This window comes from Faecalimicrobium sp. JNUCC 81 (assembly GCF_053667625.1).
In genome coordinates this window covers 3,718,579-3,731,419 of record NZ_CM132203.1, presented here as the reverse complement: position 1 = coordinate 3,731,419, position 12,841 = coordinate 3,718,579, and the positions used below count along the sequence as shown (strand labels likewise).

7 protein-coding genes, 1 tRNA gene and 3 rRNA genes are annotated in these 12,841 nt (G+C 36.8%); 10 read left to right on the top strand and 1 reads right to left on the bottom strand.

Annotated features, from left to right (window positions below; translation table 11 throughout):
- Nucleotide 1: 1 nt before the first annotated feature.
- From truA to rrf, 8 genes are all read left to right on the top strand, one after another.
- Nucleotides 2-733: a tRNA pseudouridine(38-40) synthase TruA gene (gene truA, locus JNUCC81_RS18225; RefSeq protein WP_454094741.1), complete on the top strand. Its 732-nt coding sequence runs from the start codon at nt 2-4 to the stop codon at nt 731-733.
- 120 nt (nt 734-853) lie between these two features.
- Nucleotides 854-1,285: a 50S ribosomal protein L13 gene (rplM, locus tag JNUCC81_RS18220; RefSeq protein WP_208333396.1), complete on the top strand. Its 432-nt coding sequence runs from the start codon at nt 854-856 to the stop codon at nt 1,283-1,285.
- 28 nt (nt 1,286-1,313) lie between these two features.
- On the top strand, nt 1,314-1,706 hold the full coding sequence (gene rpsI, locus JNUCC81_RS18215) for a 30S ribosomal protein S9 (protein ID WP_454094740.1): 393 nt from the start codon (nt 1,314-1,316) through the stop codon (nt 1,704-1,706).
- Between the two features lie 90 nt (nt 1,707-1,796).
- Nucleotides 1,797-2,504: an N-acetylmuramoyl-L-alanine amidase CwlD gene (gene cwlD, locus JNUCC81_RS18210; protein ID WP_454094739.1), complete on the top strand. Its 708-nt coding sequence runs from the start codon at nt 1,797-1,799 to the stop codon at nt 2,502-2,504.
- Nucleotides 2,505-2,757: 253 nt separating this feature from the next.
- A 16S ribosomal RNA gene (locus tag JNUCC81_RS18205) occupies nt 2,758-4,260 on the top strand.
- Nucleotides 4,261-4,394: 134 nt separating this feature from the next.
- Nucleotides 4,395-4,470 (top strand) — tRNA-Ala (locus tag JNUCC81_RS18200).
- Nucleotides 4,471-4,640: 170 nt separating this feature from the next.
- Nucleotides 4,641-7,542, top strand: a 23S ribosomal RNA gene (locus JNUCC81_RS18195).
- Between the two features lie 66 nt (nt 7,543-7,608).
- A 5S ribosomal RNA gene (rrf, locus tag JNUCC81_RS18190) occupies nt 7,609-7,725 on the top strand.
- Together the 16S, 23S and 5S rRNA genes with 1 tRNA gene alongside form the textbook arrangement of a ribosomal RNA operon.
- Nucleotides 7,726-7,881: 156 nt before the next feature.
- Here the strand turns inward: rrf and JNUCC81_RS18185 are convergent.
- Nucleotides 7,882-9,066, bottom strand: a complete 1,185-nt coding sequence (locus JNUCC81_RS18185) for a pyridoxal phosphate-dependent aminotransferase (RefSeq protein ID WP_454094738.1) — start codon at nt 9,064-9,066, stop codon at nt 7,882-7,884.
- A gap of 540 nt (nt 9,067-9,606) precedes the next feature.
- On the opposite strand from JNUCC81_RS18185, the gene JNUCC81_RS18180 reads away from it, so the two are divergent.
- Both JNUCC81_RS18180 and nrdG read left to right on the top strand, forming a co-directional pair.
- Nucleotides 9,607-11,958, top strand: coding sequence for an anaerobic ribonucleoside triphosphate reductase (locus JNUCC81_RS18180; RefSeq protein WP_454094737.1), 2,352 nt, complete (start codon nt 9,607-9,609; stop codon nt 11,956-11,958).
- Nucleotides 11,959-11,984: 26 nt separating this feature from the next.
- Nucleotides 11,985-12,521 (top strand): anaerobic ribonucleoside-triphosphate reductase activating protein, encoded by a 537-nt coding sequence (nrdG, locus tag JNUCC81_RS18175; protein ID WP_454094736.1) that lies wholly within the window; start codon nt 11,985-11,987, stop codon nt 12,519-12,521.
- Nucleotides 12,522-12,841: the final 320 nt, after the last annotated feature.

Genomic DNA, 12,841 nt, shown 5'->3' with positions numbered 1-12,841 from the left:
AATGAGAAATATAAAGATTACAATACAGTATAATGGTGAAAACTATTGTGGATGGCAAAAACAGCCAAACTCTTTAGGAATACAAGGGAATATAGAAAAAGCCATATACGAAATAACTAAAGAAGAAGTTAAAATTGAAGGTTCGGGAAGAACCGATGCAGGAGTGCATGCATTAGGACAGGTAGCTAACTTTAAGATAGAGTCTAGTATACCTGTAGAAAAGATACCAAATGCATTAAATGCTAAGCTGCCTAAAGACATATCTATAATTGCCTGTAGCGAGGTAGAGGATGAATTTCATTCTAGGTATTGTGCTAAAGGAAAAAGATATAGGTATTTAATATATAACCAATTATATAGGAGCCCTATATACAAGGATACATCATACCATGTTAAGTGTGACCTTGATTTTGAAAGAATGTGTGAAGAAGCTAAACATCTAATAGGAGAACATGACTTTAAGGGGTTTATGAGCTCTGGATCGTCTGTAAAGGATACTGTAAGGACTATATATGATATTACTTTAGAAAGACATGAAGATTTAATTACTCTAGAGATAGAAGGTAATGGATTTTTATACAATATGGTAAGAATAATAGTAGGAACACTAGTTGATATAGGCAGAGGAAGGATAAATGAAAGTTTAGCAGATATAATTAACTATAGGAGTAGAGGTAAGGCTGGTCACAAAGCACCAGCACACGGATTATTTCTTAAAAAAGTTGATTATTAGCTTGACACACCAGGGGGCATGTATTAAAATAAGTTAGAGTGTGTTAATAAGTCCACTTGCCCCGGACTTGACATAAACGGTAAAATTTTTTATATGAAAAAAAGTTAAGGAGGGACAACTATGAAGAGTTATATAGCTAAGCCAGCTGATGTACAAAGAAAATGGTACATCGTTGATGCTGAAGGAAAAACATTAGGTCGTTTAGCAACTGAAATAGCGACAGTACTAAGAGGGAAGCACAAGGTTACTTTCACACCTCACGTAGATGGTGGAGATTTCGTTGTTGTTGTAAATGCAGAGAAGGTAGTTTTAACAGGAAAGAAATTAGATCAAAAATTATACAGATACCACACAGGTTATGTAGGTGGATTAAAGGAAATAACTTACAGAGAAATGATGGAAAAGAAACCAGAAGAAGTTGTATCTCACGCAGTAAGCGGTATGTTATGTAAGAACAAATTAAGAAGTAGAATGATGACTAGATTAAGAGTATTTGCAGGAGCTAACCATGATCATGCAGCTCAAAATCCAGAAGTTTTAAACTTTAAATAATAATTAACGGGTGAAAGGAGGAGTTATCATGGCTAACGTTCAATATTACGGAACTGGAAGAAGAAAAAGCTCTGTTGCTAGAGTAAGACTAGTTGCAGGTGAAGGAAATATAGTAGTAAATGGAAGAACAGTTGAAGAATTTTTTAACTACGAAACATTAATAAGAGATGTTAAACAACCATTAGTTTTAACTAATAATGAAACTAAGTACGATGTTATAGTAAAAGTTGAAGGTGGAGGATTCACTGGACAAGCTGGAGCTATAAGACATGGTATATCTAGAGCTTTATTAAAAGCTGATTTAGATTTAAGACCAGCTTTAAAAGCAGAAGGATTCTTAACTAGAGATGCTAGAATGAAGGAAAGAAAGAAATACGGATTAAAGGCAGCAAGAAGAGCTCCACAATTCTCAAAGAGATAATTTTATATTATTTATGTTTGTACAAAGACTTTGGAATATTCCAAAGTCTTTTTTAATATAAATATATAGGGTGATATTGTGAGAAACTATATGAAACATACAGTCTTTGGTGCAATAGCATTATTACTAATGATAGTAGCTATATTTGAAATAAAAAATGTATCAGAGAGTGTTATGGAATATATGCCTGTAACCAATAAAACTATAATACTAGATGCAGGTCATGGAGGTATAGATCCAGGAAAATTAAGTAATGATAAAGAGATACAAGAAAAAGATGTAAACTTAGCTATTACCCTTAAGCTTAGAGAATTATTAGAGTCAAGTGGCGCTCTTGTAATACTTACTAGGGAAGATGATAGTAGTTTATATACTGAAGATGGTAGCAAGACAATAAGACAAAAGTATAATGAAAATTTAAAAAACAGAAAAAAGATAATAAAAGAATCAAATGCAGATATGTTTGTATCAATTCATTCAAATGCATTTACAGAATCTAAATATTATGGAGCTCAAACTTTTTATCCTGCTGGAAAAGAGGACTCTGTAAATTTATCAAAATACATACAGCAAGAACTTAAAAGAGTGGTAGATAAAACAAATAATAGAGAGATAAAGCCAAGTGAAGATATATATGTATTAAAAGAAAATGAAATACCTTCAGCTTTAATAGAATGTGGTTTTTTATCTAATGATAAAGAAGCTAAACTTTTAGTAGATGAAAAATATCAAGAAAAGATAGCTTGGTCAATATATGTAGGTATTCAAAAATATTTTAGTTCAACTATGAATAAATAATAAAAAAATGAAGATAATAGGTTATATCGAGGTAAATAAATTGCTAAGATATAACCTTTTACTCATTAAAATGGAAAATAAGTAAAAAAATGAAAAAAAGTGTTGACTTAAATTGATATACTTGTTATTATAATAAAGTACTCAAGAGGAGTACATAAGAACTTTGAAAATTAAACAGTAGGTTAATTTATAGAATTTGAAACAACCAAACAAAGCCAGATATATAACAGTATCTGAGCCCAAGTCAAAACTTATATTTAAGAGTTTGATCCTGGCTCAGGATGAACGCTGGCGGCGTGCCTAACACATGCAAGTCGAGCGATTTCCTTCGGGAAAGAGCGGCGGACGGGTGAGTAACGCGTGGGTAACCTGCCCTGTACACACGGATAACATACCGAAAGGTATGCTAATACGGGATAACATGAGAGAGTCGCATGGCTTTCTTATCAAAGCTCCGGCGGTACAGGATGGACCCGCGTCTGATTAGCTAGTTGGTAAGGTAACGGCTTACCAAGGCGACGATCAGTAGCCGACCTGAGAGGGTGATCGGCCACATTGGAACTGAGACACGGTCCAAACTCCTACGGGAGGCAGCAGTGGGGAATATTGCACAATGGGCGAAAGCCTGATGCAGCAACGCCGCGTGAGCGATGAAGGCCTTCGGGTCGTAAAGCTCTGTCCTCAAGGAAGATAATGACGGTACTTGAGGAGGAAGCCCCGGCTAACTACGTGCCAGCAGCCGCGGTAATACGTAGGGGGCTAGCGTTATCCGGAATTACTGGGCGTAAAGGGTGCGTAGGTGGTTTCTTAAGTCAGAGGTGAAAGGCTACGGCTCAACCGTAGTAAGCCTTTGAAACTGAGAAACTTGAGTGCAGGAGAGGAGAGTAGAATTCCTAGTGTAGCGGTGAAATGCGTAGATATTAGGAGGAATACCAGTTGCGAAGGCGGCTCTCTGGACTGTAACTGACACTGAGGCACGAAAGCGTGGGGAGCAAACAGGATTAGATACCCTGGTAGTCCACGCCGTAAACGATGAGTACTAGCTGTCGGAGGTTACCCCCTTCGGTGGCGCAGCTAACGCATTAAGTACTCCGCCTGGGAAGTACGCTCGCAAGAGTGAAACTCAAAGGAATTGACGGGGACCCGCACAAGTAGCGGAGCATGTGGTTTAATTCGAAGCAACGCGAAGAACCTTACCTAAGCTTGACATCCTTTTGACCTCTCCCTAATCGGAGATTTCCCTTCGGGGACAGAAGTGACAGGTGGTGCATGGTTGTCGTCAGCTCGTGTCGTGAGATGTTGGGTTAAGTCCCGCAACGAGCGCAACCCTTGCCTTTAGTTGCCAGCATTAAGTTGGGCACTCTAGAGGGACTGCCAGGGATAACCTGGAGGAAGGTGGGGATGACGTCAAATCATCATGCCCCTTATGCTTAGGGCTACACACGTGCTACAATGGGTGGTACAGAGGGCAGCCAAGTCGTGAGGCGGAGCTAATCCCTTAAAGCCATTCTCAGTTCGGATTGTAGGCTGAAACTCGCCTACATGAAGCTGGAGTTACTAGTAATCGCAGATCAGAATGCTGCGGTGAATGCGTTCCCGGGTCTTGTACACACCGCCCGTCACACCACGGAAGTTGGGGGCGCCCGAAGCCGGTTTGCTAACCTTTTGGAAGCGGCCGTCGAAGGTGAAATCAATAACTGGGGTGAAGTCGTAACAAGGTAGCCGTATCGGAAGGTGCGGCTGGATCACCTCCTTTCTAAGGAGAATTACCTACTGTTTAATTTTGAGAGTTCTTATTTTTTTGTGAAAAACGAATAAAAACTTGCTAAAAATATTGACAAAAATCGACAAATATAGTAAAATATATTTCGTTGAAAAAGTTAATAACATGGGGGTGTAGCTCAGCTGGGAGAGCACTTGCCTTGCACGCAAGGGGTCAGGAGTTCGATCCTCCTCATCTCCACCATATTAGTACTTTGAAAACTGCATAACATTTAGTGATATGACATCATTTTATATATAGACAATGAAGTCTTTAAAATAAGCTAGACAGATAAGTCTTTAAAATCAACTTTAAGCACTGGAATAAACTGAGTGAATACGAAGTTTGTTCAGTAGCGATAACTTTTAATAACTGGTCAAGTTATTAAGGGTGCAGGGCGGATGCCTTGGCACTAGGAGCCGATGAAGGACGCGATAAGCTGCGATAAGCTTCGGGGAGTTGCACGTAAACTTTGATCCGAAGATTTCCGAATGAGGAAACTCACTTAGAGTAATGTCTAAGTATCGTTAAGTGAATACATAGCTTAGCGAGGGGAACCCGGGGAACTGAAACATCTAAGTACCCGGAGGAAAAGAAAGAAATTCGATTCCGTAAGTAGCGGCGAGCGAACGCGGAACAGGCCAAACCAATGAAGTTTTCTTCGTTGGGGTTGCGGACATATCATAAACGAAGAGGTCATCGTAAGTGAAGAGAGTTGGAAAGCTCCGCCATAGAAGGTAATAGCCCTGTATTTGAAACGATAATTCTTTAGATATGATCCAGAGTACCACGGGACACGTGAAACCCTGTGGGAAGCAGGAGGGACCATCCTCCAAGCCTAAATACTACCTAGTGACCGATAGCGCATAGTACCGTGAGGGAAAGGTGAAAAGAACCCCGGGAGGGGAGTGAAATAGAACCTGAAACCCTGCACTTACAAGCTGTGGGAGCACATTATTTGTGTGACCGCGTACTTTTTGTAGAACGGGCCAACGAGTTACGTTAAGTAGCAAGGTTAAGCACTTAAGGTGCGGAGCCGTAGCGAAAGCGAGTCTTAAATGGGCGCTTAAGTTACTTGACGTAGACCCGAAACCGGGCGACCTATCCATGAGCAGGTTGAAGCGAAAGTAAAATTTCGTGGAGGACCGAACCCACGAGCGTTGAAAAGCTCGGGGATGACTTGTGGATAGCGGTGAAATTCCAATCGAGCCCGGAGATAGCTGGTTCTCCCCGAAATAGCTTTAGGGCTAGCCTCAAGGTTGAGAGAAGCGGAGGTAGAGCACTGAATGTCCTAGGGGGTATTGCACTTACCGAAGACTATCAAACTCCGAATGCCGTATTCTTATACTTGGGAGTCAGACTGTGGGTGATAAGATTCATAGTCGAAAGGGCAACAGCCCAGATCGTCAGCTAAGGTCCCTAAATGTACGTTAAGTGGTAAAGGATGTGGGATTGCACAGACAACCAGGATGTTGGCTTAGAAGCAGCCACTCATTTAAAGAGTGCGTAATAGCTCACTGGTCGAGTGATCCTGCGCCGAAAATTTCCGGGGCTAAAACGTACTACCGAAGCTACGGCATCATTATGATGGGTAGGGGAGCTTCGTATGCAGGCTGAAGCGTGACCGTAAGGACGCGTGGACAGTATACGAGTGAGAATGTTGGCATGAGTAGCGAGACGTGGGTGAGAATCCCACGGGCCGTAAACCCAAGGTTTCCAGGGGAAGGTTCGTCCGCCCTGGGTTAGTCGGGACCTAAGCCGAGGCCGAAAGGCGTAGGTGATGGACAACAGGTTGATATTCCTGTACCGCCAATAAACGCTTGAGAAATGGGATGACACAGTAGGATAAGCTAACCACACTGTTGGTTATGTGTGGCTAAGTACTGAGGCAGTCAAGATAGGCAAATCCGTCTTGATAATGCTGGGGTACGATGGGGAGCGAAATTTAGTAGCGAAGTAGCTGATTTCACACTGTCAAGAAAAGTCTCTATCGAGTTTAAAGGCGCCCGTACCTCAAACCGACACAGGTGGGTGAGGAGAGTATCCTAAGGCCAGCGAGAGAACTATTGTTAAGGAACTCGGCAAAATGACCCCGTAACTTAGGGAGAAGGGGTGCCATCCTTTGGATGGCCGCAGAGAATAGGCCCAAGCGACTGTTTACCAAAAACACAGGTTTCTGCTAAGTCGCAAGACGATGTATAGGAGCTGACGCCTGCCCGGTGCTGGAAGGTTAAGGGGATCTGTTAGAGCAATCGAAGCAGTGAACTTAAGCCCCAGTAAACGGCGGCCGTAACTATAACGGTCCTAAGGTAGCGAAATTCCTTGTCGGGTAAGTTCCGACCCGCACGAAAGGCGTAACGATTTGGGCACTGTCTCAACAATAGACTCGGTGAAATTGTAATCCCGGTGAAGATGCCGGGTACCTGCGACAGGACGGAAAGACCCCATGGAGCTTTACTGTAGCTTGACGTTGGGTCTTGGTACTACATGTACAGGATAGGTGGGAGACTTTGAAGCATGAACGCCAGTTTGTGTGGAGTCATCCTTGGGATACCACCCTTGTAGTACTGGGATCCTAACCAGAGGCCTTGAATCAGGTCTTGGGACACCGTCAGGTGGGCAGTTTGACTGGGGCGGTCGCCTCCCAAAGAGTAACGGAGGCGCTCAAAGGTTCTCTCAGTACGGTCGGAAATCGTACGAAGAGTGTAAAGGCAAAAGAGAGCTTGATTGCAAGACATACAGGTCGAGCAAGGACGAAAGTCGGACTTAGTGATCCGGTGGTTCCGCATGGAAGGGCCATCGCTCAACGGATAAAAGCTACCCTGGGGATAACAGGCTTATCTCCCCCAAGAGTCCACATCGACGGGGAGGTTTGGCACCTCGATGTCGGCTCATCACATCCTGGGGCTGTAGTAGGTCCCAAGGGTTGGGCTGTTCGCCCATTAAAGTGGTACGCGAGCTGGGTTCAGAACGTCGTGAGACAGTTCGGTCCCTATCCGTCGCAGGCGTAGGAAATTTGAGGAGACCTGTCCTTAGTACGAGAGGACCGGGATGGACGTACCTCTGGTGTACCAGTTGTTCTGCCAAGGGCATGGCTGGGTAGCTATGTACGGAATGGATAAGCGCTGAAAGCATCTAAGCGCGAAGCCAACTTCAAGATAAGATTTCCCACCGTAAGGGTAAGACCCCAGGAAGACTACCTGGTTGATAGGTCGAAGGTGTAAGTGCAGTAATGTATTTAGCTTATCGATACTAATAGGTCGAGGACTTGACCAAAATTAAAATGATAAATTCAATAAATGTTTGCAGTTTTCAGAGTATTAACTCTAAAATAAAAGATTATGTGGTTACAATAGCAAAGAGGATACACCTGTTCCCATTCCGAACACAGAAGTTAAGCTCTTTAGCGCTGATGGTACTTGGTGGGCAACTGCCTGGGAGAGTAAGACGTAGCTACGTAATCTTTTTTATTTTAATAAAAAAGCTGTTAGCGATTTTAATCCTAACAGTTTTTTATATACGCAAATTATGGCTTATTTAATTTATAAATATATAATGGTGTATAAATAAAAATATATACTTAACTAACTAGTTCATGCAAAGAAGTGCCATTTATTAATTCATAATATCTGATATAAATTGATCTAACTTATTTAATCCTTCTAAGAAGATATTATCAGAACATGCAAAAGAAATTCTAATATAATTATCCATACCAAAAGCTATTCCTGGTACTACAGCCACATTATATTCTTCTAAAAATCTATCGCAAAATTCGATAGAAAAACTTTCATCAAAATTAAATTTTTTAGATATACTCGATAAATCTATAAAGATATAGAATGCTCCATGTGGGTATATATAATCTATATAAGGTATAGAATTAACTCTATCACAAATTAAATCTCTTCTAGACTTATATTCTTTTACCATTTCATTTATATCATTAGAGCAATTTTTTAAAGCTCCATATCCTACATATTGTGCTGTTAAGCTTGGGTGAGATGTTAAATGCCCTTGTATTTTACTGATAGCATTTGCTATTGTTTGATTTGACGCTGAGTAACCTAATCTTAACCCTGTCATGGCTACAGATTTAGAGAAACCATTTACTGTTATAGTTATATCTTTTGCATTTTCACTTATAGAGGCAACAGATACAAAACTATTATCAAAGCATATTTTTTCATAGATTTCATCAGCAAGTATATAGATATTATTTTTTATACAAAAATCTAATATAGATACTAATTCTTCTTTAGTATATACAGCTCCAGTTGGATTAGATGGATTATTTAAAATAAGGACTTTAGTTTTAGATGTAACATAAGGTATAAGATCGTTCGGTGTAATTTTAAAATTATTTTCTTTCTTAGAATCTATAAGTATCGGTTTAGCATTAACTAGTTTTATAATTTCTGGGTAACTTACCCAATAAGGTTTTGGGACTAATATTTCATCTTCTGGATTAGTTAAAGCTAATAAGGAATTTGTTATACAATGTTTGGCTCCACTAGATACCACTATTTCATCTGGAGAATAGTTACAATTATTCTCATTAAGAAGTTTATTGCATATTTCATCTCTGAGAACTTTAAGTCCAGGAACCATATTATATTTAGTTAAATTATTATTAAGAGAACTTATACCACTATATTTTGCATCATATGGAACATTAAAATCAGGCTCTCCAATACTAAGGTCTAAAATATTAATACCTTTAGTTTTCATTTCGGATACTTTAGAGCTTATACCAATTGTATAAGATGGGGCTATAGATGAAACTCTATTAGATAACATGAAATCCTCCTTTATATTTTGAAATTATATATTAAATTAAAATTTTAAATATAGTTTTTACTTGTTTATATATGGAATAATAAGTAAAAAATTGTTATATTAACTTAATATTAGGTATAGTATCTATTTATATATGCATACATTATTGTATGACTAAAATATGTATAAAAGTTATCCACAATACATATTATTACAAGCTTTTATTACAATAAAATCTAAAAAAATGAACTTAGCTTTTAACTACATTATATTGTAATTCCAATGGATATATGACTATAGGCAAAAATTATATAAAAAATAACAAAAATATTTATCATTCTTAAAACTATTACAATTGCTTAGGTTCAAATTATCCACATAGCATTTGCAATGATTTCAGTTAATTTGACTATTATGTACAAATTTGGTAATCTTATTTAGTAGCAATTATGAGAATCCCTTTGACGAAGTTAAAGGGGATTTTTTTAATCTTAATATACTATATGTAGTAGTGCTTATATAAATATGCTACAATATATAGTGATAAGGGGGATTTTACGAATGATTAATTTAGTTAAAAAAAGAGACGGAAGAGTGATACCTTTTAATGCAGATAGAATAACTAGAGCTATATTTTTAGCAGCTAGTAATGTAGCAGAAAAGGAGCATAAATCACCAGATTATAAATTATCAGAAGAATTAACACAAGAAGTAATAAAAAGATTAAATACTAAATTTATAAATGATGTTCCAGGGGTAGAGGACGTGCAAAATGCAGTTGTTAAGGTTCTTATAGAAGAAGGACATGCAAAGACTAGTGAAGAATATATAGTGTACAGAACAGAAAGAAGTAGAATAAGAAATTCTAAAACTAGACTAATGAAAGCCATAGAAGAAATAACATTCGCTGATGCAAATGATGCAGATATAAAAAGAGAGAATGCTAATATAAATGGAAATACAGCTATGGGTACTATGCTTCAATATGGTAGTACAGTATCTAAAGAATTTTGTAAAACACACTTATTAAACCCAGAACATTCATTTGCTCATGATAATGGAGATATACATATACATGATATGGATTTTTTAAATATGGGAACATTAACTTGTTGCCAAATAGATCTTAATAAATTATTCAAAGGTGGATTTTCTACAGGTCATGGGTTCTTAAGAGAACCAAATGATATTATAAGTTACTCAGCACTAGCTGCAATTGCTATACAAAGCAATCAAAATGATCAACATGGAGGGCAAAGTATACCTTTCTTTGATTATGGATTAGCAGAGGGTGTATATAAAACATTTAAGAAATTCTATATAAGTAATATATCAAAAGCTTTAAAATTATTTAAAGGCATAGAAGATAACGGAATAATAAAAGATATAGTTTATAAATGTGAAGAAGAAACAGGAATGAAGGTAGGTATAAAAAGAGAAGAAAAATACTTATCTGTTGAAAGAGAAAAGTTACAAGCTAAGTTTGATATAACTGAAGAAATTGCTAAAAATATACAAACATTCGCCTTTGATGAATCTATTAAAGAAACTGATAAGAGAACATATCAAGCGATGGAAGCATTTATTCATAACTTAAATACAATGCATTCTAGAGCGGGAGCACAAGTTCCATTCTCTAGTATAAACTATGGAACAGATATATCTGAAGAAGGAAGAATGGTAACAAAGAATATATTATTATCATTAGAGAGAGGATTAGGAAATGGAGAAACGCCTATATTCCCTATACAAATATTTAAGGTAAAAGAAGGCATTAGTTTAAACCCTGAAGATCCTAACTATGATTTATTTAAATTAGCATGTAAAGTTTCAGCAAAAAGACTATTCCCTAACTTTAGTTTCTTAGATGCTCCATTTAATGCTCAATATTATAAAGAAGGACATCCAGAAACAGAAGCTACTTACATGGGATGTAGAACTAGAGTTCTTGGAAATGTATGTGGAGAACAGATAGTTAGTGGTAGAGGTAACTTATCGTTTACTACAATAAACCTTCCTAGATTAGGTATAAAACATGGAGTGGTAGATAACAAAGAAGCTAATATAGAAGAATTCTTCAATGAATTAGATGAGAAAATAGATTTAGTTACAGAGCAGTTATTAGAAAGAATGGAAGTACAAGGTAATAAGAGAATGAAAAACTTCCCATTCTTAATGGGTCAAGGTGTATGGCAAGGGTCTGATAAACTTGGTCCAGAAGATAAATTATCAGAAGTTATAAAACAAGGTACATTAACTATAGGATTTATAGGGCTAGCTGAATGTTTATTAGCTCTTATAGGAAAACACCATGGTGAAAGCGAAGAAGCTCAAGAGTTAGGTCTTAAGATAGTATCGCATATGAGAGAAAAAATGGAAGCAGCTAGTGAAAAGTATAACTTAAACTTTTCTATTATAGCTACACCAGCTGAAGGACTTTCAGGAAGATTTACAAGAATAGATAAAAAAGCTTATGGTGAGATAAAGGGAATTACGGATAAAGAATATTATACTAACTCATTCCATGTTCCGGTTTATCATAAATTAAGTGCTTTTGATAAAATAAGAATAGAAGCTCCTTATCATGAACTTACTAATGCAGGTCATATAACGTATATAGAGTTAGATGGTAATCCATCTGATAACCTAGAAGCTTTTGAAACTATTATAAAGGCTATGAAAGAACAAGGAATAGGGTACGGAAGTGTAAATCATCCTGTAGATAGAGATCCTATATGTGGATTCTCAGGAGTTATAGAAAGTAATATATGCCCAGCATGTGGAAGAAATGAAGAAGATAGTGATATCAAGTTTGAAAGAATAAGAAGAATAACAGGTTACTTAGTTGGTACAGTAGATAGATTTAATAACGCAAAACAAGCTGAAGTGCGTGACAGAGTTAAACATAAATAATATAGAAGATAAAGGGGAAATGGATTATGAAGATAAGAATATCATCTCCTACAACTTTTGATAGTATAGTAGATGGTCCTGGTCTTAGAATGGTAGTATGGACACAAGGATGTATCCATAATTGTAAGAATTGCCATAATCCACAAACTCATGATTTGTGTGGAGGATTCGAGGTAGATACTAAAGATATTATTGATAAGTTAAAGATATTAAAATTACAAAAGGGCATAACTTTATCAGGTGGAGAACCATTCTTACAACCAGAAGCTTTAGAAGAAATAGCTAAAGAAGCTAAGGAAAATAAATTAGATATATGGGCTTATACAGGATTTACATTTGAGTATTTGTTAGATAAAAAGAATCCTTCATACTTTAAAAACTTAAATTTGTTAAAGCAGATAGATGTATTAGTAGATGGAAAGTTTATGGAAGAGCGAAAAGATATAAGCTTAAAGTTTAGAGGATCGTCTAATCAGAGAATAATAAATGTACAAAGAAGCTTAAAATATAAGCAAATTATTTTGTCTGAAGAATATATGGAAGATTTATCTGCAGCTAAATAAAAATCTTTTTAATATAAATAAAAATAGTGTAAATAACTTAAAACAAGTTATTTACACTATTTTTTTATCTTTATTGATAATATATAAATAGAAAAATAATTACCTTATATATTATTAATTTATTAAATTAAAATATTTTTTTGTTAATAACTCTGTGAAATATGTGGATACTTTTTTTGAAGCAATGAGAAATCAATGTGAATAATATGTTGATAATGTGGATAAATCGTATAGTTAAAATTCAAACTAAAATATATGTAAAAAAAATATTAAAAAACTGTTGACGATGTTAATTTTAGATGATATAGTTATACTTGTCC